This is a genomic window from uncultured Salegentibacter sp. (assembly GCF_963972535.1).
Classification (GTDB): Bacteria; Bacteroidota; Bacteroidia; order Flavobacteriales; family Flavobacteriaceae; genus Salegentibacter.
In genome coordinates this window covers 1-23,554 of record NZ_CAXAVR010000020.1, presented here as the reverse complement: position 1 = coordinate 23,554, position 23,554 = coordinate 1, and the positions used below count along the sequence as shown (strand labels likewise).

At 37.2% G+C, this 23,554-nt stretch carries 26 protein-coding genes; 8 read left to right on the top strand and 18 right to left on the bottom strand.

Features of this window, described 5'->3' with window-relative positions:
* Nucleotides 1-8: 8 nt before the first annotated feature.
* Nucleotides 9-386, top strand: a complete 378-nt coding sequence (locus AACZ30_RS04545) for a response regulator (protein ID WP_339647969.1) — start codon at nt 9-11, stop codon at nt 384-386.
* 78 nt (nt 387-464) lie between these two features.
* On the top strand, nt 465-1,238 hold the full coding sequence (locus tag AACZ30_RS04540) for a LexA family transcriptional regulator (RefSeq protein ID WP_339647968.1): 774 nt from the start codon (nt 465-467) through the stop codon (nt 1,236-1,238).
* A gap of 63 nt (nt 1,239-1,301) precedes the next feature.
* Here the strand turns inward: AACZ30_RS04540 and AACZ30_RS04535 are convergent, their stop codons facing one another.
* The 4 genes from AACZ30_RS04535 to AACZ30_RS04520 all read right to left on the bottom strand — a co-directional run bounded on the left by AACZ30_RS04535 (nt 1,302) and on the right by AACZ30_RS04520 (nt 3,476).
* Nucleotides 1,302-1,463, bottom strand: coding sequence for a Vmc-like lipoprotein signal peptide domain-containing protein (locus AACZ30_RS04535; protein WP_177195648.1), 162 nt, complete (start codon nt 1,461-1,463; stop codon nt 1,302-1,304).
* A gap of 30 nt (nt 1,464-1,493) precedes the next feature.
* Nucleotides 1,494-1,793, bottom strand: a complete 300-nt coding sequence (locus tag AACZ30_RS04530; protein WP_339647967.1) for a hypothetical protein — start codon at nt 1,791-1,793, stop codon at nt 1,494-1,496.
* 129 nt (nt 1,794-1,922) lie between these two features.
* The gene (locus AACZ30_RS04525; protein ID WP_339647965.1) at nt 1,923-2,156 is read right to left on the bottom strand and encodes a hypothetical protein; all 234 of its coding nucleotides are present in this window, start codon (nt 2,154-2,156) and stop codon (nt 1,923-1,925) included.
* 72 nt (nt 2,157-2,228) lie between these two features.
* Nucleotides 2,229-3,476, bottom strand: coding sequence for a glycosyltransferase N-terminal domain-containing protein (locus AACZ30_RS04520; RefSeq protein WP_339647964.1), 1,248 nt, complete (start codon nt 3,474-3,476; stop codon nt 2,229-2,231).
* A gap of 189 nt (nt 3,477-3,665) precedes the next feature.
* On the opposite strand from AACZ30_RS04520, the gene AACZ30_RS04515 reads away from it, so the two are divergent.
* Together AACZ30_RS04515 and AACZ30_RS04510 are read left to right on the top strand one after the other, a co-directional pair.
* Nucleotides 3,666-4,799 (top strand): DegT/DnrJ/EryC1/StrS family aminotransferase, encoded by a 1,134-nt coding sequence (locus tag AACZ30_RS04515; RefSeq protein ID WP_339647963.1) that lies wholly within the window; start codon nt 3,666-3,668, stop codon nt 4,797-4,799.
* 9 nt (nt 4,800-4,808) lie between these two features.
* On the top strand, nt 4,809-6,089 hold the full coding sequence (locus tag AACZ30_RS04510) for an amidohydrolase family protein (protein WP_339647962.1): 1,281 nt from the start codon (nt 4,809-4,811) through the stop codon (nt 6,087-6,089).
* Between the two features lie 238 nt (nt 6,090-6,327).
* Here the strand turns inward: AACZ30_RS04510 and fabD are convergent, their stop codons facing one another.
* The 5 genes from fabD to AACZ30_RS04485 all read right to left on the bottom strand — a co-directional run bounded on the left by fabD (nt 6,328) and on the right by AACZ30_RS04485 (nt 9,730).
* Nucleotides 6,328-7,209 carry an ACP S-malonyltransferase gene (gene fabD / locus AACZ30_RS04505; protein WP_339647961.1) on the bottom strand — a complete coding sequence of 294 codons (882 nt, stop codon included), beginning with the start codon at nt 7,207-7,209 and terminating at the stop codon, nt 6,328-6,330.
* Between the two features lie 94 nt (nt 7,210-7,303).
* On the bottom strand, nt 7,304-7,807 hold the full coding sequence (locus AACZ30_RS04500; RefSeq protein ID WP_339647960.1) for a pyridoxamine 5'-phosphate oxidase family protein: 504 nt from the start codon (nt 7,805-7,807) through the stop codon (nt 7,304-7,306).
* A 101-nt stretch (nt 7,808-7,908) separates the two neighbouring features.
* Nucleotides 7,909-8,760: a fructosamine kinase family protein gene (locus tag AACZ30_RS04495; protein ID WP_339647959.1), complete on the bottom strand. Its 852-nt coding sequence runs from the start codon at nt 8,758-8,760 to the stop codon at nt 7,909-7,911.
* Nucleotides 8,747-9,229, bottom strand: a complete 483-nt coding sequence (locus AACZ30_RS04490; RefSeq protein WP_339647958.1) for a dihydrofolate reductase — start codon at nt 9,227-9,229, stop codon at nt 8,747-8,749. Before AACZ30_RS04490 ends, AACZ30_RS04495 begins: the two co-directional genes overlap by 14 nt.
* Before the next feature lie 3 nt (nt 9,230-9,232).
* Nucleotides 9,233-9,730, bottom strand: coding sequence for a 2TM domain-containing protein (locus AACZ30_RS04485; protein WP_075324840.1), 498 nt, complete (start codon nt 9,728-9,730; stop codon nt 9,233-9,235).
* A gap of 63 nt (nt 9,731-9,793) precedes the next feature.
* Between AACZ30_RS04485 and AACZ30_RS04480 the strand changes: the two genes are divergently transcribed.
* Nucleotides 9,794-10,879: an aminotransferase class V-fold PLP-dependent enzyme gene (locus AACZ30_RS04480; protein ID WP_339647957.1), complete on the top strand. Its 1,086-nt coding sequence runs from the start codon at nt 9,794-9,796 to the stop codon at nt 10,877-10,879.
* Nucleotides 10,880-10,884: 5 nt separating this feature from the next.
* On the opposite strand, the gene egtD is transcribed toward AACZ30_RS04480, so the two are convergent.
* The 9 genes from egtD to AACZ30_RS04435 form a co-directional block, all read right to left on the bottom strand.
* Nucleotides 10,885-11,853, bottom strand: coding sequence for an L-histidine N(alpha)-methyltransferase (gene egtD, locus AACZ30_RS04475; RefSeq protein ID WP_093302803.1), 969 nt, complete (start codon nt 11,851-11,853; stop codon nt 10,885-10,887).
* A gap of 13 nt (nt 11,854-11,866) precedes the next feature.
* Nucleotides 11,867-13,030: an ergothioneine biosynthesis protein EgtB gene (gene egtB, locus AACZ30_RS04470; protein ID WP_093302805.1), complete on the bottom strand. Its 1,164-nt coding sequence runs from the start codon at nt 13,028-13,030 to the stop codon at nt 11,867-11,869.
* Nucleotides 13,031-13,132: 102 nt separating this feature from the next.
* Entirely contained in the window at nt 13,133-13,543 is a 411-nt protein-coding gene (locus AACZ30_RS04465; RefSeq protein WP_075324836.1) for an energy transducer TonB, read from the bottom strand.
* Between the two features lie 33 nt (nt 13,544-13,576).
* On the bottom strand, nt 13,577-13,954 hold the full coding sequence (locus AACZ30_RS04460; RefSeq protein WP_339647956.1) for an energy transducer TonB: 378 nt from the start codon (nt 13,952-13,954) through the stop codon (nt 13,577-13,579).
* A 32-nt stretch (nt 13,955-13,986) separates the two neighbouring features.
* The gene (locus AACZ30_RS04455) at nt 13,987-14,811 is read right to left on the bottom strand and encodes a thymidylate synthase (protein WP_286760895.1); all 825 of its coding nucleotides are present in this window, start codon (nt 14,809-14,811) and stop codon (nt 13,987-13,989) included.
* A gap of 79 nt (nt 14,812-14,890) precedes the next feature.
* Nucleotides 14,891-16,591 (bottom strand): nucleoside transporter C-terminal domain-containing protein, encoded by a 1,701-nt coding sequence (locus AACZ30_RS04450; protein WP_075327846.1) that lies wholly within the window; start codon nt 16,589-16,591, stop codon nt 14,891-14,893.
* 11 nt (nt 16,592-16,602) lie between these two features.
* Entirely contained in the window at nt 16,603-17,226 is a 624-nt protein-coding gene (locus AACZ30_RS04445) for a bifunctional nuclease family protein (protein ID WP_093302808.1), read from the bottom strand.
* Between the two features lie 83 nt (nt 17,227-17,309).
* On the bottom strand, nt 17,310-18,272 hold the full coding sequence (locus AACZ30_RS04440; protein ID WP_339647953.1) for an electron transfer flavoprotein subunit alpha/FixB family protein: 963 nt from the start codon (nt 18,270-18,272) through the stop codon (nt 17,310-17,312).
* A 96-nt stretch (nt 18,273-18,368) separates the two neighbouring features.
* Entirely contained in the window at nt 18,369-19,115 is a 747-nt protein-coding gene (locus tag AACZ30_RS04435; RefSeq protein ID WP_208222794.1) for an electron transfer flavoprotein subunit beta/FixA family protein, read from the bottom strand.
* Nucleotides 19,116-19,424: 309 nt separating this feature from the next.
* Between AACZ30_RS04435 and AACZ30_RS04430 the strand changes: the two genes are divergently transcribed.
* The 3 genes from AACZ30_RS04430 to AACZ30_RS04420 all read left to right on the top strand — a co-directional run.
* The gene (locus AACZ30_RS04430) at nt 19,425-20,405 is read left to right on the top strand and encodes a pyruvate dehydrogenase complex E1 component subunit beta (protein ID WP_339647950.1); all 981 of its coding nucleotides are present in this window, start codon (nt 19,425-19,427) and stop codon (nt 20,403-20,405) included.
* A 170-nt stretch (nt 20,406-20,575) separates the two neighbouring features.
* The gene (locus AACZ30_RS04425) at nt 20,576-23,071 is read left to right on the top strand and encodes a DUF5686 family protein (RefSeq protein ID WP_339647948.1); all 2,496 of its coding nucleotides are present in this window, start codon (nt 20,576-20,578) and stop codon (nt 23,069-23,071) included.
* A 65-nt stretch (nt 23,072-23,136) separates the two neighbouring features.
* A partial coding sequence (locus AACZ30_RS04420; RefSeq protein WP_339647946.1) for an inorganic diphosphatase occupies nt 23,137-23,554 on the top strand: 418 nt, incomplete at its 3' end.

Here is a 23,554-nt window from a genome sequence, read left to right as displayed (position 1 = left end):
ATATAAATATGCAGAAAAATACAAAGATTCTGGTTGTAGATGATGATTCGGGAATTGGTGAAATGTTAAAAACATTACTGGAATTTTACGGTTATGAAGTAATTGTAACCGAAAAGCCATTGTTGGCTGAAGAATTAATCCAGCAGGAAAATATAGATATCGTACTTTTGGATATGTTAATTTCTGGCGTTGATGGCACCGATGTTTGCGCCGGAATAAGAAAAAATCCCGAGATTGAAAAAACTCCTGTTCTTATGATGTCGGCCTTGCACGATGCCGGTCCAAAATGTAAAGATGCAGGCGCTAACGATTTTATTGCAAAACCTTTTGAAGTAGAAGACCTTACCGAAAAGATAGAAAAAATACTTGCCGCACAAAACGAATAGAATACATTTCTTTTGTAAATATGGAATTTATCCAATAAATTTGATTAATATTGGATAAATTCCTAAACATTAGAAATTATGGGCCAGCCTCCATCTATAGACATCAAACATTTTAAAGAAGTAAGGGAAGAAAATAACTTTACCCAATCTGAATTTGCAGAGCTTTTAGGGATTAAAAACTCAACAGCCGATATTGAACGCGGGCGCACCAAACTTTCTGGAAAAGTGGTAGCCGAGCTTTTAGGTCAGTTTGGTATAAATCCTTTATGGCTGTTTGGGCAGAGTGGTCAAAAGTATTTACAGTTAAGCAAAGGCGATGTAAGCCCTAAGGTTGTTACCGTAGATTCTTCAGATAATGAAAATATGGTAATGGTAAACCAAAATGCGGCTGCCGGTTATCCTCATAATGTTCAGGATGTAGAATGGTACCAGCAATTACCGGCATTTGATATTCCCCTGCCAGAATTTAGAAACGCCACCTATCGTGGGTTTCAAATTGAAGGAGATAGTATGTTGCCCAACTATTATCCCAAAGAATGGGTTTTGGCCAAAGCGGTACCAGATTTAGACCAGGCGAGTAATAATAAAATTTATGTGGTGGTGTTACAGGATTCTGTGCTGGTTAAAAAACTTCAAAAACTACCCGATGCTTCTAAAGTTCTTTTAATTTCATTAAATGAAGAATATCTTCCTATAGAAGTAAATATTAATGAAATCCAGGAACTCTGGCAAGTAAATTCCAAACTTACCTTTAACTTAGATAACCCTTCAGAAAGCGGACTGTTTAGAGAATTAAAGCAATCTATGGAAGATCTTAAACGGGAACTAAAATCGTTTAAAAAACAAGCATAAAAAAAATCCTTTTTGAATTTAATCAAAAAGGATTTTCTCTTTGGTTGGTTAATTTGTTAGATTCTACATGTCGTCTGTAGCATCTTCTACTTCATCTCCTACGTCTTCTGCAGCGTCTTCTACATCGTCTGCAGCTTGTTCCACACCAGATTTTTCTTCTCTACAAGAAGTAAAAACCGCAGCGGTACTAAAGGTAATAGCGAGCATTAAAATTAATTTTTTCATAGTTCTAAGTTTAGTTAATTATTAATAGAATTAATAGTCGTCGTTACCTTCAACTTCATCCTCAACTTCGTTGGCAGCATCTTCTACTGCGTCACCGGTTTCATTAGCTGCATCTTCAACAGCGTCTCCGGCATCGTTAGCGGCATCTTCAATGTCATCTCCAACATTATCCAAATCATCCTCCATCTCGTTCATTTCGCCTTCCATTTCTCTTTCCATTTCTTCACCCTCCATTTCCATTTCGTTCTCTTCTTCATTAACCTCACGGCAGGAAGTAAAAGCTGTACTAAGGGTAAAAAACATAGCGAGCATTAAAATTGATCGTTTCATAAATTTGGTTGTTTCTAGTTTATTAAAACAAAATTAGAAATGTAAAAGTGGATTTTAACAGAAACAATATTAAAATTTTCATAAAAAATAACGAAAACACTTCCTTTAAACCTGTTTTATTGTTTTTGTTTAATTATCGTCAATTTTATCTAACTCTTCGTCTATTTCTTCATTTACTTTGCCGTCTACTTTTTCGCCTGCACGTTCCAGGATTCCTTTACGTTCTTCTTCAGGCTCTGCTGTTTCCTCTTTTTCAACTTTAACTTCCCTAACCACGGTTTCCTTTTCTGTAGTTTCACGGCAGGAGCTAAAGCTCACAGCGGTAAACAGTAAAATTACTCCAGTAATAAGTACTCGTTTCATAATGTTTAGTTTATTAATTTATATGTCGAAATTACAATATAAATGTTAGCTGTATTTATTTTTTAGGAAACTTTAGCTAAACCCGGGTAAGCGCTTTAGGTAATTAATTACGGTTTGGGTAGCCCCGGTATTACTATTAATAAAGTGTCCGGCAATCATTCCGGTTTTTTCTCTGTAGTCTTTATTAGCAACTAACTTTACTAATACCTCGTTAAATTCTGAAGAATTTTCTACTGAAAATAAACCGGCAAGCTGCCGTAACCGAATAGCTTCCGGGAAGTTTTTATAATTCTTCCCTATAATAACAGGAATTCCGAAGGTTGCGGGTTCTAAAATATTATGAAGTCCCGAAGTTCCCGCAGCGCCGCCTACATACGCAATATTGGCATAACTGTAAACCTTGCCTAATAAACCTATGGTGTCTAAAATTAATACCTCAAAATTTGCCAGGTCGTGGTTTTCCTTTTTTGAATATCGAATAGTTCTCTTTTTGATTTTTTGCTCCAGCACCTTGATTTTTTCTTCCTTAATCTCGTGAGGTGCGATTATTATCTTTATTGCTGCTGAGGTTTTATTGATAAATGGAAGCAAGATTTCTTCATCTTCAGGCCAGGTACTTCCAGCAACGAGACAGGTTTCATTATTTATAAATTCTTCGGCAAAATCGAGCTTATTATCATATTGTATTTGCCTTGATACGCGATCAAATCGCGTATCACCGCTTAGGGTAATATTATTAAAACCAATAGATTTAAGTAATTCTACTGAAGCTTCATTTTGCACAAAAAAATGATCAAATCTTGAGAGGGCTTTCCGCATAAGTCCGCCATAAGGTTTAAAATATATTTGGTTTTCTCTAAAAGCTCCGGAAACCAATAAACTTTTAATATTTCGGTTATCCAATTCGGTTAAGAAATTTGGCCAGATCTCATATTTAATAAAAAATGCAATTTTTGGCTTAACTAGCTCAAGAAATCGATTTGCGTTGCCCGGGGTGTCCAGCGGCAGATAGGTAATTACATCTGCCAGCGGATGGTTTTTCTTGTTTTCGTAACCCGAAGGAGAAAAAAAAGTAATCAATACTTTATACTTGGGAAATTCCTTTTTTACCTCTTCAATAATGGGCAAAGCCTGTTCAAATTCGCCCAGGGAAGCCGCATGAAACCATAAGTATTGAGAAGCAGGATCTATTTCAGCCTCTAATTTATCAAAAACCGATTTTCTGCCCTCGGTAAACAATTTGAGTTTATGATTAAACCTGCCTGCCAGCGGTAATGCTTTTCCGGCAATTTTCGTAGCTAAGTTGTAAAGTGACTTCAAAATAACTTGTTTCTTATGCGAAAATAGGCCTTTAATTAAAATTGATTGGCAATAGGGAGCTTATTTCGTATTTTCGTGACTCTAAAAAAACACATGAAACCGGCATTATGCGGGTCCCAAATAATGGCAGTAAATGAACAGAATCATTAGTCCCTGCTAATTTAAATTGGGAAGAAAAAATATAGATAGATGAGAAAGATACAGATGGTTGACCTTAAAGGTCAATATGATGGAATAAAAGATCAGGTAAATTCTTCTTTTCAGGAAGTTATAGAAAATGCGGCATTTATTAATGGTCCTGAAGTTCAGCAGTTTCAGAAAGATTTAGAAGAATATCTCCAGGTTAAGCACGTAATTCCCTGTGCCAATGGGACCGATGCCCTGCAAATAGCGATGATGGGTCTTGATCTAAAACCGGGAGACGAAGTAATTACTGCCGATTTCACTTTTGCGGCTACCGTTGAGGTGATAGCGCTTCTTCAGTTAACACCCGTGCTTGTAGATGTTGAACCCGATAGTTTTAATATAGACCCCGAAGCCATAAAAAAGGCAATCACGCCAAAAACCAAGGCCATTGTTCCTGTTCATCTTTTTGGTCAGGCTGCCAATATGGATGCGATTATGGAAATTGCCAAAGAGCACAATCTTCATGTAATTGAAGATAATGCACAGGCCATTGGAGGGAATTATCATTTTAAAAACGGCGAAACTCAAAAAACTGGTGCAATTGGCCATATTGGTGCTACTTCTTTTTTTCCTTCTAAAAATTTAGGGTGTTACGGTGACGGTGGTGCTATTTTTACCAATGATGATGATTTGGCGCACACTATTCGAGGAATTGTAAATCACGGTATGTACGAGCGTTATCATCACGATGTAGTGGGAGTTAATTCCCGGTTAGATAGTTTGCAGGCGGCAGTTTTACGAGCCAAACTTCCAAAATTAGATTCGTATAATGAAGCCAGAAGAAAATCTGCCAATAAATATTCTGAAGCTTTTAAAGGCCAGGAAGATATAATTACACCGGTACTACTAGACAAAGAAGATACTCACGTTTATCACCAATATACCTTGAAAATTAAAAACGGAAAACGTGATGCCCTGGCAAAGCACCTGCAGGAGAAGGGAATTCCATTCGGAATTTATTATCCAATTCCCCTACATAAGCAAAAAGCCTACACAGATTCAAGATATAATGAAGCCGATTTCCCGGTGACCAATCAATTGGTTCAGGAAGTACTTTCCTTACCAATGCATACCGAATTGGATGATGAACAAATTGAGTATATTACCGCTACCATCAAGAATTTTTTAGACACTTAAATTTTTAATATGAAAAAACTTTTAATTTTTTGCTTCGGAATATTCTTATCTGCAGGGCTTCAGGCACAGGATTTCTACATAAAGGCCGGGAAATTGGTAGATACAAAATCAGGAAAAGTACTAACTGAAAAAACAATAATTGTTTCTGAAAAAAGGATTAAAAGTATAGAAAACGGATTTGTAAATCCGGAAAGTGAAAATGATTCACTAATAGATCTACGTGATAAAACCGTGCTTCCGGGGCTAACCGATATGCATGTGCATCTGGAAAGTGAAACAAATCCGCAAAAATATATGGAGCGTTTTATAAACGATCCAGAAGATGCGGCATTTAACTCGGTTGGTTTTGCTAAAACCACGCTATTGGCCGGTTTTACTACAGTGAGGGAATTAGGCGGAAGCGGGGTAAATATTGCCCTTCGCGATGCTATAAATAAAGGAAAAATTGACGGTCCTAGAATTTTTACCGCCGGAAAATCTTTAGCAACTACAGGAGGTCACGCCGATCCCAGCAACGGAATGAATAAGGAACTAACCGGAGACCCCGGGCCAAAAGAGGGTGTGGTTAACGGTCTTGAAGATGCTGCAAAAGCAGTTCGCCAACGTTATAAAAATGGCACCGATTTAATTAAAATTACAGCTACCGGGGGAGTTCTAAGTGTAGCTAAAAGCAGTTCAAATCCACAGTTTACCGAAGATGAAATAAGAGCAATCGTAGAAACTGCTAATGATTATGATTTTCACGTAGCAGCACACGCCCATGGTGATGAGGGAATGCAGCGCGCTATTAGAGCCGGTGTGAAAACCATTGAGCATGGTACAAAGATGAGCGAAGAAACAATGGATTTAATGAAAGAACACCATGCTTACCTGGTACCAACAATTACAGCCGGGAAAGAGGTGACTCAAAATGCCAAAATTGAAAATTACTATCCTGAGCTTGTAGTACCAAAAGCAAAAGAAATTGGACCTCAAATTCAGGATATGTTTGCGCGAGCCTATAAAAGGGGAGTAGGTATTGCTTTTGGCACTGATGCCGGAGTTTTTAAGCACGGTGAAAATGCGCGGGAATTTGTTTATATGACGGAAGCTGGAATGCCGGCAATAGAAGCAATTCAAAGTGCTACAATTACAGCAGCTAAAATTTTAAAAATGGAGGATGAAATTGGCCAGATTGCTGAAGGCTTTTATGCCGATATTATTGCAGTAGAAGAAGATCCAACCGAAAATATTGAGACTTTAAAAGAAGTGAAATTTGTAATGAAAGAAGGGAAGATCTATAAAAAGTAAATTCCTTTATCACTTCCAGCGGAGTTGAGAAGCTTTGTTTGTAAACACATAGAAATAAAAATCCTGAAGTTCACAACTTCAGGATTTTTTATTTTTAGGAATTTCTTCGGTCTCTTGAAATCCACGTTTCTACCGTCATCCTGAATTTATTTCAGCTTTTAAGATGTTAGATCCTGAAACAAATTCAGGATGACGAGTTATTCTAAAAAATTCGTTTTTTTTATGAAATTTCTCAGTCCTATATAGAAGCTGAAGCAGTTTCCATTTGTCGGTCTATTTTCTTCACAAGGCCCTGTAAAACTTTTCCGGGACCTACTTCTGTAAAATTAGTGGCGCCATCTTTTATCATATTTTGAACACTTTGCGTCCATTTTACCGGTGCGGTTAATTGAAAAACCAGGTTTTTCTTAATCTCTTCGGGATCGGTTACCGCAAAAGTACTAACGTTTTGATAAATTGGGCAGGTCGGGATATTGAAGCTTGTATTTTCTATTGCAGCAGCAAGTTCTTTTCGGGCTGGTTCCATTAATGGGGAGTGGAAAGCACCGCCTACAGGTAAGATCATTGCTCTTTTGGCACCGCGTTCTTTTAAAGTTTCACAAGCAGCTTCAACCGCTTTTATATCTCCAGAAATCACTAATTGGCCCGGGCAGTTATAGTTGGCAGCTACTACAATTCCTTCTGTTTCGGCGCAAACAGCTTCAACAACTTCATCTTCCAGGCCTAATACAGCGGCCATAGTAGAAGGTTCTAATTCACAGGCTTGCTGCATTGCCATAGCACGTTTATAAACCAAATTTAATCCGTCTTCAAAAGAAAGGGTGTTATTGGCTACGAGCGCAGAAAGTTCACCAAGAGAATGTCCGGCAACCATATCTGGTTTAAAATCTTCGCCTAAAACCTTGCTCAAAATAACCGAGTGTAAAAATACGGCTGGTTGTGTAACCCTGGTTTGTTTGAGGTCTTCAGCAGTACCTTCAAACATAATATCGGTAATTGAAAAACCTAAAATTGCGTTGGCTTTTTTAAATAAATCCTGTGCTTTGGTAGATTTTTCAAATAGGTCTAATCCCATTCCTGAAAACTGGGCTCCCTGGCCGGGAAAAATATATGCGTTCATAATATTCAATTTAGATTCGGCTAAAATAGAAATAATAAAAAAGACCTCATAACAAATGCGCTGTTACGAGGTCTTTCCTTGAGAATTTCTAAATTTAAAGATTCAATTTTCCTTTTTCTCCAATATCTCCTTTTTTGTCACCGGTTACTGCTGCCGCTCCTATTTTTAAAAAGGTTACAAATTTATTTTGCTTGTTATCCCAAAAATAAGCTTCTTTTGGAACTACTTTTATTGCGGTTAAATTAGGATCATCTACCCCATTAAACCAGGCGTCATCCATTTTTCCGTAGAATTCATCTAAAACATTTTTATTGGTTTCTATAGTAGCTTTGCCGTAAATGCTTATAAATTCCATATCTGAGGTATCACTAAATAACAATTGTACATCATTATCTTTTGCAATATCACCGTTGTGGTCGCTATCTAACCTGCTAAAAAACCAGATATTCCCTTCTTTATCTACTTCTTTGGTCGTCATTGGCACCGCGCTTAAAGGTTTGTTGCCAAAATCTGTAACAAACATACAGGTTTTAATATCCTTCACCATAGACTTCATTTTGTCTAAAGCCTCATTTTTATTTAAATTTTCAGTACTCATTTTTTTAAGTTTAAGTTGGAAATTGAATTTAATGAGTATCTGTGCCTATCTGCGCTAATAAACTCCTAAAAGAATAACACTGGCTGTTAAGAATTGTGAAATTAACTGAATTGCTTAAGTATACTGGTAACCTGAGCTTTATAACCTACGCCAAAAAGATTGAGATGAACCAGTAAATAGTAAAGTTGCCAAAGCGGAATTCGATCTTTAAAACCGGGTTCTAGCGGAAATTCCTGGTTATAAACTTTAAAAATTTGATTATCAAATCCGCCAAAAAGTTTCATCATGGCAAGATCCATTTCACGCGGAGCAAAAGCTGTAGCTGGATCTATAAGGCAGGGATTTCCTTCTTCATTAACCAAATAATTACCTCCCCAAAGGTCGCCATGGATTAATGAAGGTTTTTCATCTGGAATTATTTCTGAAATATTTTTGAAAAATGAATTATTGACACCAAGCTTATAGCCTTTGTCTTTTGCCAGTTTCAATTGAGGTTCCAGGCGTTCTGAAATATAAAAATCTGTAACTGAAGTTGATTTATTATTTTGTTGTGGTAAACTGCCAATATAATTATCCTGGTGGAACCCGAATTCATTTGAAGTGGTTTTATGCAAAGCTGCCATTTGCTTTCCAAATGTTATCCAAAAATCTTTATTTTTTGCTGCGCTTTCGCGGAACTCTAAAAGTAAATATGCGGTATTTCTAATTTTACCAAGTCCTAATACGCGAGGAACATCAATTACCTTTGGTTTCTGAAGTGCTTCCAGTCCCGCTTTTTCCGCGGCGAACATTCCAGGGAATTTTTCAGCATTATTTATTTTTATAACCTGCTTTTTTCCTTCAGCAGTAATAAGAAAAACATCATTAATGTCACCGCCTGTAAGTGGGCTGAATTTTGGATTTTTAAGCTTATTTTCCTCCGCTATTTTATGCAGCGCTTCATTTTCTAACATAGGTAAGATAAGTGAATGCGTACTCGTGATTTTTGTCTTTTGGGTGAAATTCTTCGGCTATTAACTTCCATTTTTCTTCGTCTATTTCCGGAAAGAAAGTATCGGCTTCAAAAGTACTGTGCACTCTTGTGAGCTCAATTTTATCGGCCACGTCCATTCCTAATTCATAAATTTCACCGCCACCAATTATAAAAGGCTGATCATCTTTTCTGGCAAATTCTAGCCCTTTTTCTAAAGAAGAAACCACGGTGGCATCTTTGTGTAGATAATTATCTTTTCGGGTAATTACAATATGGGTGCGATTTGGAAGTGGTTTAGGGAAAGTTTCAAATGTTTTTCTTCCCATAATAATGTGATGCCCGGTAGTAAGTCTTTTAAAACGCTTAAAATCGTCTGGCAGGTGCCACACCAAATCCTGATCTTTTCCCAGCGCATTATTTTCCGCGGCAGCGGCAATCATTGTTATCATATTTTAAGTATTGTATGGTTGATCTGGCTTTTCGGGATCGTTAGTCTTTGGTTTAAAACGCTCGTTTCCGCTTTTTAATTCCGGCGTATTTTCTGGTTTTTGGGTAGTTTCTTTTTGCGGCGGATTTGCAGGAAAATCTTTCTCAACCTGCGTTTGCATTTTCGCAATTTTTTCTTTTTGTTTCTGTACTAATTTTGCCATTTGCTTATCCTGCCATTCTTTACCCAGGAATTTATTGGTGATAAAAACATTAAATACGTGAACCAAAAAGATAAACGCCCAAAGTAAAATGGCCCATACAAACCAGTTATAGCCCAATGGCATAAAATTCTCCTGATAGCCAATAACCACATTTAAAACGATGAGAAATACGGCCCCGATTAGAAATATTATAAAATGCTGAAATAATCTCTTTTTTTGCAGGGTGCGTTTACGTGCGTGTTCATAGAGTTCACGCTGTTCTGCATCGAGTTTGGAAGTGTTTTTCTTTTTAGAAAACATAATTAGAATTACTTTAGTGTCTATTCCAAATTTACAGTTTTTGTTAACAATTCGTAGAGGAAAATGGAGAATTTAAGAAAAGGCTTTCCGGTTTTAGAACAATATACCTATTTAAATACCGCGGCTTCGGGATTATTGCCGGAAGCGGTTTGGGAATTCAGGCAAAATCACGATTTAGATTTTCTTCTTGGAGCAAGCGTTTTTAAAGAGAAGCAAGCCGGGATTTTAAGCAAAACCCGGGAGCTTGTTGGCGAAACTTTTGGATGCCCACATGCACAGGTGGCTTTAGTGCCCAATTTCTCTTACGGATTTAATACTTTGCTGGAAGGGCTTGAAAAACCTCAAAAAGCACTACTGGTTAAAAATGATTATCCGTCGCTAAACTGGGCCGTAGAATCCAGGGATTTTGAAATATCTTATGCTGAAATTAATGAAAGTCTAGAGAAAAATATCGCTGAAGCTTTCGAGAAACAGCAACCCGATTTCTTTGCTTTTAGCGTCGTACAATACATTAACGGAATTAAAATAGACCTGGAATTTCTTCAAAATCTAAAAAAGGAATATCCTGAAACATTATTTATAGCCGATGGAACCCAGTTTTGCGGCACTGAAGCTTATAATTTTAATGAGAGTGCTATTGATATTCTAATTTGCAGCACCTATAAATGGCTAAACGCCGGGTATGGAAATGCATTTATGCTCTTTAAAAAAGAAGTGGAAGGAAAGATTGCTCCAAAAGCTTTAGGTTTTGGTTCTTTACAGGGAAAATACAAAGCTCACGAGGGAAATTTTATAGGAAAGTTTGAGCCCGGCCACCAGGATACGCTGAATTATGGAAGTTTGGCCGAAGCTTTAAAACTGATTAAAAAGATAGGAATAGGTGAAATTTCATCGAGAATTAAGGCTTTAAGCAGGAAAGCTAAATCTGAATTTACCAAAATGAATCTCCTGGAAGAAAGCGTGGTAAATCGCGCTGAACATTCTTCTATCTTTAATATAAAAGGCAACAATAAATTGTTTGAATACCTAAGAAGCAAACAAATTATTACATCACAACGCGGAGAAGGAATACGCGTGAGTTTTCATTATTTTAATACTGAAAATGAGCTGAATTTGCTTTTAAAGGAATTGAGGAATTTTGGGATCTGAATTTTTTATACTTTTTTCCTGAAAATATAATTTTTATAATATTTATTACTATCCTCAAAACTGGTTTGGATTTCTAATCCGGCTTCTTTTGCCAGCCACTCGACCACTGCATCATCGTATTTTTGTGAAATTTCGGTATGAATACTTTCCCAGGCATCAAAACTTACTTCTAAATCCAGTTTATTTATAGCCACTTTTTGATTCTCCTTGCTAACCAGGTAGCTTTTTGCAGTACCACTTTCAGGATCGTAAGTTTCCCAGTGAATAAAATTATCAGGATTAAAATTTGCATCTAATTCTTTATTGATTCGGTTCAATAAATTTTTATTAAAAGCTTCCGTAATTCCGGCTGCGTCGTTATAAGCATCTAATATTTTCTGAGGGTCTTTTTTCTGATCAAAGCCCATAAAAAGCATATCTTCTGATGACATTGCTTCCTGAATATTCCGAAGAAATTCAATGGCGTTTTCGTGTAAAAGATTACCAATATTAGAGCCTAAAACTAAAATTATCTTCCTGCGGCTACTATAATCGGCCAGGTTTTCCAGGGTTTTAAAATAGGTGCCCTGTTGGATTTTAACACTCACTTCTGGTATTTCGTTTTTTAAAGAGTTTTCCAGCTCCTTCAAAACACTTTGGCTAATATCAATAGGTAAATAATTAAAATCGTATTCCTTGTCTACCAGTTCTTTCAATAAAACTTTGGTTTTCTTGCCGTCTCCGGCGCCGAGTTCAATAAGGTCAAATCCGCCTTTTTTATTGATGATTTCAGCAATAGCCGACTTATGTTTTTTCAGAATATTTAACTCGCAATTAGTGAGATAATATTCTGGCATTGCCATTATTTGCTGAAAAAGTTTATCTCCTTTTTCATCATAAATATATTTTGAAAGTAAATATTTTGGAAAGCTGGTTAGGCCTTTGTACACGTCTTCTTCAAAAGCCGACTGAAATGTGGTTGGTGTGGTTTTCATTTAAATTTGTTGGTTATTTAGCCAATCTTAAGCCGGTGAATTGCCAGCGTAAATGTGGATGAAAAAAATTGCGATAAGTAGGGCGGGAATGATTTGGTGATGTGGCAACTGAAGAACCGCGAAGCACTTTTTGGCTTACCATGAATTTACCATTGTATTCGCCAAGTGCACCTTTGGGTTTAGTGTAATTAGGGTAGGGGGAATAAGCGCTCTCTGTCCATTCCCAGCGGGTGCCCCAGTTAAAATATTGCTGTGCGGTTTCCCATTCAAATTCGGTTGGTAATCTTAAATTTTTCCATTGGGCAAATGCAAAAGCTTCAAAATATGAAATGTGACTTAGTGGGGCTTCAGGCACCAGTTTTGTAAGTCCGTTTAATGTATATTGATGCCACTCTCCATCTATTTTATGCCAGTAAAATGGCGCTTCAATATTGTTATTGTTTACCCAATCCCAACCTTCGGCGTGCCAAAGCAAAACATCTTTATAAGCTCCGGCTTCTATAAATTCTATAAACTCGGCATTGGTAACCAATTTGTTCGAAATCTGGTAATCGTTTAAATAAACCTTGTGAACGCCCTGTTCATTGTCGTAGCAGAAATCATCGGTTTTATGGCCAACTTCGTAAACGCCTTCAGAAATCGAAATCCATTCTTGTTTAAAATCCTGGATAGGATTCTCTTTAAATTGATCGTTATATTCAGGAAATAATGGATTATTCCCGAGGATATATTTAATATCGGTTAATAAAAGTTCCTGGTGTTGTTTTTCGTGGTGGCAACCAATTTCTACTACCCCGCAAAGTTCTTCTGAAATTTTCTCTTCTTTTAAAAATTTCTGCATTGCCTTTGATACATAGTTTCGGTACTCATAAACCCAGGCAACGGTGGGACGTGATAAATTTCCCCGATTGGTACGAATTACCTTATCGCCAACACTTTCGTAATAACTATTAAAAACGTAGGCTGAATTCTTATCAAAAAGTTTATAATTCTTAACATTGGGTTTTAAAACAAATTCTTCAAAAAACCATGTGGTATGGCCAAGGTGCCATTTGGGGGGAGAAACATCTTCTATAGGTTGTACCACATAATCTTCGGTTTCCAGAAAGGAACAAATCAATTCAGAATGTGCCCTGGTTTTCTTAAAAAAATCGAGTAATTGTTCTTGTGACAGCATAAAAAAGAGTGGTACTTTTTTGGGTACCACTCAAATTTACAATTTTTTCTTTCGGTCTGAAACCAACGCTAGTTAAGGCCAAGTTAAAGTATAACTTGCTTACTATAGATTTAATGGAAGGGTGTAACTTATTTTTGTAGGTTTTCCTCCACGGGTTCCCGGTTTCATTTCGGGAATCTTTTTCAGCATATTTTCTACAGCTGCGATTACCGGTTTTTGATCACCTTTTACAGAATTTACCACCGTTTTCCCTTCTTCGTCTACGTGCATTTTTACTACAACCTTTCCTCTTATAAATTCCCCTTTATCATTTCTTGGGTATTTATAATTGTTTTTAACGTGTTCCATTAATTTTTGGTTGAAACAGTTTTTTAGGTCTTCACTGCTTTCACACCCAGGCCATACCGGTGCTTTTTCTCGTACGGTAACCGTATTTCCTTCTACATTTACATCGTCTTGAGCAAATGCAAAACTGCCGGTTAAAAGAAAGAAGCAAAACATTAATTTTTTCATAGCTTGGGGGATGTGGGTTTCCTTACTGTTTTTCTAGAAATTAAAAGGAACGGTAAAATTGCGGTCGTCTGGTTCGCCCTGTAAAGTTCCCGGTTCCATATCAGGAATTTTTTCTATCATTTTCTTAGCGGCAGCGTTTACTTTAGGTTCAGGACCGTCAACCGAATTTACTACTGCTTTACCTTCTTCAGTAATTGTAAAAGAGATCTTTACTTTTCCGCGAATATAATCACCGTCCTCGGTTTGCGGGTATTCGTAATTTTCTCTCACGTGTTGTGATAGTTTTTGATTAAAACAGGCTTTTACGTCTTCGGCGTCTTCACAACCGGGCCAAACCGGCGAAGTTTGTTGTGCCTTGGCACTGGTTAAGCCTCCAATTACAAAACATGCGATAAGCATTAACTTTTTCATAAACTTTAAAATTTTAATTAAATTATTTTGGGTTATACCGCCACCTTTGCTTTTATGCCAGGATGCGGATTATAATCTTCTAATTTAAAATCTTTATAGTCGAAATCAAAAATATTTTTTATTTCAGGATTTATTTTCATTGTTGGTAAGGCTCTTGGCTCCCTGGAAAGCTGCAATTTTACCTGATCCATATGATTGCTGTAAATATGAACATCACCAAAGGTGTGAATAAAATCGCCTGCTTCATAACCGCAAACCTGCGCCATCATCATTGTTAAAAGCGCGTAAGAAGCTATATTGAAAGGTACCCCAAGGAAAACATCGGCGCTTCTTTGATAAAGCTGAAGGGATAATTTTCCATCTGCTACATAAAACTGGAAAAACGCGTGGCAGGGCGGAAGTGCTGCTTTTCCGTTAGCTACATTTTCTGAAAAAGATTTTGAAGAATCTGGCAGTACAGAAGGATTCCAGGCAGAAACCAACATTCTCCTGCTATTGGGATTCTTTTTCAGGGTTTCAATAATTTCTTTAATCTGGTCTATTTCTTCGCCATTCCAATTACGCCATTGCTTACCGTAAACAGGGCCCAAATCACCATTTTCATCGGCCCATTCATTCCAAATTCTAACGCCGTTTTCCTGTAGGTACTGTACGTTAGTATCACCTTTTAAAAACCACAGCAATTCATAAATAATAGATTTTAAATGCAGTTTCTTGGTAGTAACCATTGGGAAACCTTCGCCAAGGTCAAACCTTAATTGATGACCAAAAATACTCCTTGTGCCCGTGCCGGTTCTATCGCCTTTATCGGTTCCGTTATCTAAAATATGTTGTAAAAGCTCGTGATATTGTTTCATAAGTTTAGGGTGCAGAAGATTAGTTTTGCTAAAATAGCAAAAGCTTCTCAAATAAAATTCTGAAAGGTATTTTTATAAATTATCCAATGATCATTCCGGCGATTGTTGCCGAAAGTAGCGATGCAATAGTTCCGCCAATTAAAGCTTTCATCCCAAATTCAGATAAAGTTTTTCTTTGCCCTGGTGCTAGCGAGCCAATCCCTCCAATTTGGATTCCTATTGATGCAAAGTTTGCAAATCCGCATAGCATATATGTCGCCATAATTACCGATTTTTCGTAGGTAAGGCTAAGCGCGTTTGCGGTATTTTTAAGATCGGCCAGTTGAACATAACCTACAAATTCACTTGCGGCTAGTTTAATTCCCAGCAATTGTCCCATAAGCATCATATCTTCTTTTGCAACGCCAATAAGCCACATTAAAGGAGCGAAAATAGTTCCTAAAATAGCTTCCAGAGAAAACCCTGAATATGGGGTGTTTTCAGCTAAAAATGCATTTATACCCGTCCAGGAACCTGTCCAGTTCAATATATAATTAATCATCGCTATAAATGCAATAAATACTAAAAGCATTGCTGCTACATTGGCGGCAAGTTTTAAACCTTCCGTAGTTCCGTTGGCAATGGCATCAAGAATATTGGAGCCAATTTTATCTGAAGAAACATCAACGTTAGTATTAATTTTATTCTGTTGCGGGTATAATATTTTGGAAACTACAATCGCTCCCGGCGCCGCCATTACTGATGCTGCCAATAGGTGTTTTGCAAATTGAAGTCTAAGTTCGGGATCGTCACCACCTAGAAAACCAATATACGCGGCGAGTACACCACCGGCAACTGTTGCCATACCACCAATCATTACCAGCAAAATTTCAGAACGATTCATTCGTTCCAGGTAAGCTTTAATCATAAGTGGTGCTTCGGTTTGTCCCAGGAAGATATTCCCGGCCACACTTAAACTTTCGGCTCCCGAAATTCCTAATAATCGGGTAAGGATCATCGCCATTCCCTTTACTACAATCTGGATAACGCCCAGGTAAAATAGCACTGAGGTTAATGCTGAAAAGAAAATAATGGTGGGTAAAACCTGGAAAAGGAAAATAAAGCCGAAACTATCAACATCCATCATTCCCCCGAGAAGAAATTCACTTCCTGCCGCGGTAAAATCAAGGATTAGCACGAAGATATTTCCTACGAATTCAAATATATTCTGGATAAAAGTAATTTTTAGAACTCCAATTGCTAATAATAATTGGGCTCCAAGACCAATACCAATCGTTTTCCAGTTTATGGCTTTACGATTATTACTGAATAAGAAAGCGATAATAAGCAAGGTGAGCATTCCTAAAGCTCCACGGGCAATACTGCTAACTGAAAGTCCCGCACTGGGAATCATTTCTTTTACCATTGGTGCCGGAATTACCTCTTTTGGATCATTAAATGAGGTATCCTTAAAATGAAATTCTTTATTGGCGTGGTTAATTGCCAGGCTAGAATCTGTAAGAGTAGAAACACGATAATTTACAATACTATCCTTAGGAGTGTTGTAAAATAATACGAGCAGTTTATTTTGAAAAATATAATTTCCTCTGGCAAGCGTATCATCGGTTTTAATGATGCTAAATATTCCCTCGTCTAAGTTTAAGGTGTTGCCATTAATAAAGTTTTCCTGTGCAGATTCCTGCTGGTCCTGGTCTAAAGTCCAGGTTTTTGAAATGTCTTGAGAAAAAGTGCTGGTCACACTAAATAGAACTAAAATCAGGCAAAACCAGGTTTTATTCATAAAGTCGGGCATTATTTGCGTTTGGAGATTTCGTCCCGTATACGTGCCGCTTTTTCGTAATCTTCATTATTTACGGCCTGGGAGAGCAAAGTTTTTAGTTCGTCTAAAGATAATTTTTTGTAATTGGTGTCGTCAGATTTTATATCAATATCATCTGGAAGTAATTCTTCTGAAATTATTTCTTCTTCCTGCTTTTCGGCGGCTTCCTGTTCTGCTTCATCTCCTTTCAGGAAGATTCCAGCTTTATCAAGAATGTTTTTATAAGTAAAAATAGGAGCATCAAACCTTAGCGCTAGAGCAATAGCATCGCTGGTACGCGCATCAATAATTTCTTCAATCTTATCGCGTTCGCAAATAAGGCTGGAGTAAAAAACTCCATCTACCAGTTTATGAATAATTACCTGTTTAACGGTGATCTCAAACCTGTCGGCAAAATTTTTAAAAAGGTCGTGGGTTAAGGGGCGGGGAGGTTTAATCTCTTTTTCCAGGGCAATCGCGATAGATTGCGCTTCAAAAGCTCCAATAACAATGGGGAGTTTACGTTCTCCCTCTACCTCGCTTAAGATTAAAGCGTAAGCTCCGTTCTGGGTTTGACTATAAGAAATTCCTTTTATATTAAGGCGCACTAAACTCATATATCATCAATTAAAAAAGGCTGTCTAAAGCAGGACTTTCACCGTATTTAGACAGCCCTTTTAAGGGGTGCAAGTTATAAAAATTATGCGTTTTTCGCTTTAAATTCCTTTAGTTTTTCGTTTAGCTTAGGTACGATCTCAAAAGCATCACCAACTACCCCGTAATCTGCGGCCTTAAAGAAAGGTGCTTCAGGATCGTTGTTAATCACTACTTTAGTCTTGGCAGCGTTAATTCCGGCTAAATGTTGAATAGCGCCAGAAATTCCCACAGCAATATAAAGGTTAGAAGCTACAGGTTTTCCTGTTTGCCCAACGTGTTCGCTGTGCGGTCTCCAACCCATATCACTAACAGGTTTAGAACAAGCGGTAGCTGCGCCAAGAATATCGGCCATTTCTTCTATCATTCCCCAGTTTTCCGGACCTTTAAGTCCGCGGCCACCAGAAACTACGATCTCCGCATCGGCAATTGTTACCTTGTCTTTTGCTTTATCTACCGATTCTACATTTACAGTAAAGTCACCTTCTTTTAATTCTGGTGAAAAATCTTCAACAGTAGCATCTCCTGCATTTTCTTTTAAGCCGAAAGCATTTTGAGATAATCCCACGATCTTAATATCTGTAGTGATTTTGGTAAAGTTGAAAGCTTTATTGGTAAAAGCACTTCTTTTTACTGTAAAAGGATCTGTGCTTTCTGGTGCTGCCATTACGTTAGAAGCATAACCAGCTTCTAAATGCACGGCTAAAAGTGGAGCCACATATTTGCTGTTCGCGCTTTGGCTTACCACAACTATTTTGCTTCCTTCTTTCTTTGCGGCTTGTGTCAAGGCATCAGCATAAGCTTCAGCATTGAATTTACTTAATTTATCGTTTTGGATGTTAAGCACTTTGCTAACACCATATTTTCCAAGTTCAGAAGCATCAGTAGCGTTAAAACTTACTGCAACTACTTCATCACCGCCGGCTACTTCTTTTGCGTAAGAAGCAACTTCAAAAGCAGCTTTTTTAAACTTGCCATCTTCGGTTTCTGTATATATTAAAACTGACATATTATTTGTTTTTTTGTCATTCCCGCGCAGGCGGAAATCTATTTTATACTCCTTTCCACATTTATTTCAGTAAAGGCGGAAATCTTATTTTCTAATTTATATCGCTTTGGCTTCGTTGTGAAGTAAATCTATCAATTCATCAAGATTTTCAGGATCTACCAGTTTTACATCTCCTTTTGGAGCTGGTTTTTCAAACTTCACAGCTTCGGTGTGAGTAGTTGCCTCATCGGGTTCTACAACATTAAGCGGCTTTTTACGGGCCTGCATAATTCCACGCATATTTGGAATCTTAAGATCGCTCTCTTCAACCAAACCTTTTTGTCCTCCAATTACTAATGGAAGGGAAGCGGTTAAGGTTTCTTTACCACCATCTATTTCTCTAATTGCTGTAGCTTTATCACCTTCAACTTCTAAACTAATACAGGTGTTAATGAAATTAGCGTCAAGAATTGCGGCAAGCATTCCCGGTACCATTCCACCATTATAGTCAATAGATTCGCGGCCGGCGATTATAAGGTCGTAACCACCTTCTTTAGCAACTTTTGCCAATTGTTTTGCTACCTGGAAACCATCGGTTGCAGGAGTATTTACTCTTATAGCATTATCCGCTCCAATAGCCAGGGCTTTTCTTAAAGTTGGTTCAGTTTCAGCGCCACCTACATTTACTACATCTACACTTGCGCCTTGTTTTTCTTTAAACCACATGGCACGGGTAAGTCCGAATTCATCATTTGGGTTAATTACAAAATTCACTCCGTTGGTATCGAATTTCGAATCGCCGTCGGTAAAATTGATTTTTGAGGTAGTATCAGGAACATGACTAATACATACTAATATTTTCATTATAGCGAGTTTTTTAAATTTATAACGATTTCGTTTACGAAGTTACATAATTTAATTCAGAAAATGCTATGCACGCATAATAAATTTCAGGAATTTTAATTCTTTAAATTTTATTGAATTCTTAAATAAACAGCAAATAATATAATTTAACAGCATAAAATAATAGTAAAATTCCTTATTTATTAATTGAAAGGCGTGTATTTTTAATTGATATAGCCTGCTTGCAAATTTTTGTGGATTATTAGTGGTGAAAACTTTATTGAATTACTATTTTTGTTCTTTCAAGATATATAAATAGTATAGCATATAATGAAGACAATTCAATTTAGGGAAGCCGTTCAGCAAGCGATGAGCGAAGAGATGCGAAAAGACGAGTCTATTTATTTAATGGGCGAGGAAGTAGCAGAATATAATGGTGCTTACAAAGCCTCTAAAGGTATGTTGGACGAGTTTGGCCCTGAGCGCGTGATAGATACCCCAATTGCTGAACTTGGATTTTCGGGAATTGGAGTAGGTTCAGCAATGAATGGTAACAGGCCAATCATTGAATTTATGACCTTTAACTTCTCTTTAGTTGGAATTGACCAGATAATAAACAATGCGGCCAAAATGCGCCAAATGAGTGGTGGGCAGTTTAATATCCCCATCGTTTTTAGAGGCCCAACCGCTTCAGCAGGTCAGTTAGGTGCAACGCACTCGCAGGCTTTTGAAAGCTGGTTTGCTAATTGCCCGGGTTTAAAAGTTATTGTTCCTTCTAATCCTTACGATGCTAAAGGTTTGCTTAAAGCTGCAATTAGAGATGACGATCCTGTGATCTTTATGGAAAGCGAGCAAATGTATGGTGATAAAGGAGAAGTTCCTGAAGATGAGTATGTAATTGAAATTGGTAAAGCCGATATTAAAAGAGAAGGTAGCGATGTAACAATTGTTTCTTTCGGAAAAATTATAAAAGAAGCTTACAAGGCAGCTGATAAATTAGCGGAAGACGATATTTCTTGTGAGATCATAGATCTTAGAACAATTCGTCCAATGGATCACGAAGCCATTATCGAATCGGTTAAGAAAACCAATCGTTTGGTAATTTTAGAAGAAGCATGGCCATTTGGAAATATTTCAACTGAAATTACTTATCAGGTACAGTCTAAGGCTTTTGATTATTTAGATGCGCCAATTGTAAAAATAAACACTGCCGATACTCCGGCACCTTATTCTCCTGTATTGCTTAAAGAATGGTTGCCAAACAGCGACGATGTTATTAAAGCAGTGAAGCAGGTTATGTATATTGACTAAACCAGCATGAAGCTGGACGCAAAAATTAGTAATAAACAGTCAGTTAATTATAAGTCTGTGAGTAATTCCATTTTTGGAACAAACTTACAAATAGATAGAAAATCCTTATAAATTTGAAACTTCATCGGATGCTGATTCGGTGAAGTTTTTTTTTGCCCTGAAGAATGAAGATGACGAAAGCAAATTTTCTTTCCCTATTCTTATTAATGTGCTGTACCATGCTTATGGCACAAACCAAAGTTGGCGGCGTGGTTAAAGACCAAAACGGCGAAGCGCTTCCATTTGTAAATGTGATCTTTAATAATTCTTCGGAAGGAACCACTTCGGGTGAAAACGGGAAGTTCTATTTACAGAGTGAAAATAACCATACCGAACTCAAAATTTCTTTTATAGGCTATAAAACTGAAATAATCCCGCTTCAGCAAAAAACCAATCTATCTCTTGAAATTGAATTACAGGAAGAGGCTTCCAGTCTTAGTGAAGTAAAAATAGTTAGGGGGAAAACTTCAAAAAAGAATAATCCCGCTATAGATATTCTAAAAAAGATATGGGAAAATAAACGCGATAATGGGGTTTCTGCTTTTAAACAATATGAGTATAAAAAATATGAAAAGCTGGAATTCGATTTAGACGGGATTGATAGCTCTGTAGTGAAAAACCCGGTTTTTAATGGAATGGAATTCATTTTTGACTATTCTGATACTAATAGAATTTCGGGAAAAACTATTTTGCCTGTTTTTATTAACGAATCGGTTTCTAAGGTTTATGGCGATAATATTGAAAATGAAGAACGCGAAGATCTCTTGGGAAATAAGAATTCTGGTTTTGAGCAAAATCAAAACCTAATTGCTGCGGTAAAAGATGTGTATGATGAGTATAATGTCTACAACAACTATATCAAGGTTTTTGATAAGAGTTTTGTAAGTCCGCTTTCTACAACAGGCATCAACAACTACAATTATGTATTGAGCGATAGTACGTATATAGAAGATAAATGGTGTTACAATATAATTTATTATCCGCGTCGTGAGAACGAATTAACTTTTAAAGGAGATTTTTGGGTAAACGATACTACCTGGGCGGTGAAGAAAATAAATCTTGAAGCTTCCCGCGATGCCAATATAAACTGGGTAAAGGAGCTGTATATAGAGCAGGAATTTGAGGTGCTTAACGATTCGGTTTTTCTGATTTCCAAAGATTATTTCCAGGCTAATTTCTCATTAACCAAGAAAGAAAGTTCAAAAGGAGTTTACGCAAAACGTACCCGGGTTTTTGATGAATATCAATTCAACATAAAGAAAGCAGAAGACTTTTACGATAAGCGAACTTATAAATTCAACGAAGAGGTCTATAAACGGGACAAAGAATTTTGGAAAGAAAATCGTTTGGAAGAGCTAAATAAGGAAGAAGAAGATATTTATGTGATGCTGGATAGCTTAACCAAAGTCCCCGCCTTTAATAGAATTTACGATATCGCCACCATCGCAGAATCTGGTTATGTAGAATTTAACGGCTGGGATTTTGGTCCTGTTTATTCTTTATTCGACTATAATCAGGTAGAAGGATTTAGAACCCGTGTGGGCGGTAGAACTTATTTTGGCCAGCACGATCCCTGGCGAATTGAAGGTTATCTAGCCTATGGTTTTAAAGATGATAAATTTAAATATGGGATTTCTGGGAAATGGCTTTTAGATTCCAGGGCACGTTTAATTATTTCTGGCGGAAAAAGACGTGATATAGAACAACTGGGGGCAAGTTTAACCAATAATACTACAGATGTTTTAGGTCGCAGTTTGGCATCATCTGGTTTGGTAAGCGTGGGCGATAATGATAAATTAAGTAATATAGATTTAAGTACCGTAAATCTTGAAATTGAGCCCTGGTATAATTTTAATGTCCGGTTTGGTGCTTCTTACCGCGAGTTAAGTTCGGCATCCCCGGCATTTAGTTTAGATTATTATACTAATGAAGCTCAAACTGAAACTGCTTCAACCATAAAACAAACCGAAATTTCTACCATTTTCACCTATACTCCCGGCAGGCAAACTTCTGGATTTGGAGTTGAACGAAATGTAGTAAACGAAGAGGAATTTCCTACCTTTTTCTTTAATTACACCTTGGGCTTAAAAAACGTATTAAATAGCGATTTTGATTACAAGAAGGTGCAGTTTTTTTACGATCAGCCACTTAAGATTGGAGGGTTTGGGAGAGCTAATGCCAGTTTGGAAGCAGGAAAAACCTTTGGTGAAGTTCCGTTGGGACTTCTAAACGTGGTGCCGGGAAACCAAACTTATTTCGCTATGTATAATTCATTTCCTGTGCTTAATTTCTATGAATTTGTAACCGATACTTATGTTTCTGCGCATTTTGATCATAATTTCAATGGACGATTATTTGCTCGAATTCCGCTTTTACGAGAATTGAATTTACGGGAATTGGTAGGCGCCAGAGCGGTTTGGGGAGAGATTTCAGAAGAAAATAAAGCTTTAAATGCGTCTGGAATTCCGCTGCGGGCACCAGATAAAGCACCATATTATGAGTATAGCATAGGAATAGGAAATATTCTTAAATTTCTAAGTATTGAAGCCCATTTTAGAGGAAATTATTTTGATGTTCCAGAGTCGCGGTCTTTTGCGGTAACAGCTTCCTTTGGTTTTCACTTCTAAATACGCCGAATTAATATTGATTTTCACTATATTTGCCGCCCTTAAATGAGAAAAAAGAAAGAAAAATGTCAGAAAGTTTTGATGTATTAATAGAGATCCCAAAGGGGAGTAGAAACAAATATGAGTACGATTTTGAGCTAAAGAAAGTCCGTTACGACAGGATGATCTTTTCTTCTATGATGTACCCGGCCGATTACGGTTTTATACCAAACACCCTTGCGCAGGATAGTGATCCATTAGACGTCCTGGTGTTGGTTAGTGAACCAACTTTCCCAGGAGTAGTAATGGAAGTTAAGCCAATTGGTGTTTTCCATATGGCCGATGAAAAAGGACCCGATGAGAAAATTATTTGTGTACCGGTTTCAGATCCTATTTGGAATAGATTGAATGATCTAAATGAATTGAACGGTCACATGGTTAAAGAAATTGAACATTTCTTTAAAGTTTATAAAGATCTTGAGAAGAAAAAAGTAGATGTTGGTG

Coding starts and splice junctions, on each gene's coding strand:
- AACZ30_RS04545 (WP_339647969.1), top strand. CDS start 9: ATGCAGAAAAATACAAAGATTCTGGTTGTAGATGATGATTCGGGAATT.
- AACZ30_RS04540 (WP_339647968.1), top strand. CDS start 465: ATGGGCCAGCCTCCATCTATAGACATCAAACATTTTAAAGAAGTAAGG.
- AACZ30_RS04535 (WP_177195648.1), bottom strand. CDS start 1,463: ATGAAAAAATTAATTTTAATGCTCGCTATTACCTTTAGTACCGCTGCG.
- AACZ30_RS04530 (WP_339647967.1), bottom strand. CDS start 1,793: ATGAAACGATCAATTTTAATGCTCGCTATGTTTTTTACCCTTAGTACA.
- AACZ30_RS04525 (WP_339647965.1), bottom strand. CDS start 2,156: ATGAAACGAGTACTTATTACTGGAGTAATTTTACTGTTTACCGCTGTG.
- AACZ30_RS04515 (WP_339647963.1), top strand. CDS start 3,666: ATGAGAAAGATACAGATGGTTGACCTTAAAGGTCAATATGATGGAATA.
- AACZ30_RS04510 (WP_339647962.1), top strand. CDS start 4,809: ATGAAAAAACTTTTAATTTTTTGCTTCGGAATATTCTTATCTGCAGGG.
- fabD (WP_339647961.1), bottom strand. CDS start 7,209: ATGAACGCATATATTTTTCCCGGCCAGGGAGCCCAGTTTTCAGGAATG.
- AACZ30_RS04500 (WP_339647960.1), bottom strand. CDS start 7,807: ATGAGTACTGAAAATTTAAATAAAAATGAGGCTTTAGACAAAATGAAG.
- AACZ30_RS04495 (WP_339647959.1), bottom strand. CDS start 8,760: ATGTTAGAAAATGAAGCGCTGCATAAAATAGCGGAGGAAAATAAGCTT.
- AACZ30_RS04490 (WP_339647958.1), bottom strand. CDS start 9,229: ATGATAACAATGATTGCCGCTGCCGCGGAAAATAATGCGCTGGGAAAA.
- AACZ30_RS04485 (WP_075324840.1), bottom strand. CDS start 9,730: ATGTTTTCTAAAAAGAAAAACACTTCCAAACTCGATGCAGAACAGCGT.
- AACZ30_RS04480 (WP_339647957.1), top strand. CDS start 9,794: ATGGAGAATTTAAGAAAAGGCTTTCCGGTTTTAGAACAATATACCTAT.
- egtD (WP_093302803.1), bottom strand. CDS start 11,853: ATGAAAACCACACCAACCACATTTCAGTCGGCTTTTGAAGAAGACGTG.
- egtB (WP_093302805.1), bottom strand. CDS start 13,030: ATGCTGTCACAAGAACAATTACTCGATTTTTTTAAGAAAACCAGGGCA.
- AACZ30_RS04465 (WP_075324836.1), bottom strand. CDS start 13,543: ATGAAAAAATTAATGTTTTGCTTCTTTCTTTTAACCGGCAGTTTTGCA.
- AACZ30_RS04460 (WP_339647956.1), bottom strand. CDS start 13,954: ATGAAAAAGTTAATGCTTATCGCATGTTTTGTAATTGGAGGCTTAACC.
- AACZ30_RS04455 (WP_286760895.1), bottom strand. CDS start 14,811: ATGAAACAATATCACGAGCTTTTACAACATATTTTAGATAACGGAACC.
- AACZ30_RS04450 (WP_075327846.1), bottom strand. CDS start 16,591: ATGAATAAAACCTGGTTTTGCCTGATTTTAGTTCTATTTAGTGTGACC.
- AACZ30_RS04445 (WP_093302808.1), bottom strand. CDS start 17,226: ATGAGTTTAGTGCGCCTTAATATAAAAGGAATTTCTTATAGTCAAACC.
- AACZ30_RS04440 (WP_339647953.1), bottom strand. CDS start 18,272: ATGTCAGTTTTAATATATACAGAAACCGAAGATGGCAAGTTTAAAAAA.
- AACZ30_RS04435 (WP_208222794.1), bottom strand. CDS start 19,115: ATGAAAATATTAGTATGTATTAGTCATGTTCCTGATACTACCTCAAAA.
- AACZ30_RS04430 (WP_339647950.1), top strand. CDS start 19,425: ATGAAGACAATTCAATTTAGGGAAGCCGTTCAGCAAGCGATGAGCGAA.
- AACZ30_RS04425 (WP_339647948.1), top strand. CDS start 20,576: ATGACGAAAGCAAATTTTCTTTCCCTATTCTTATTAATGTGCTGTACC.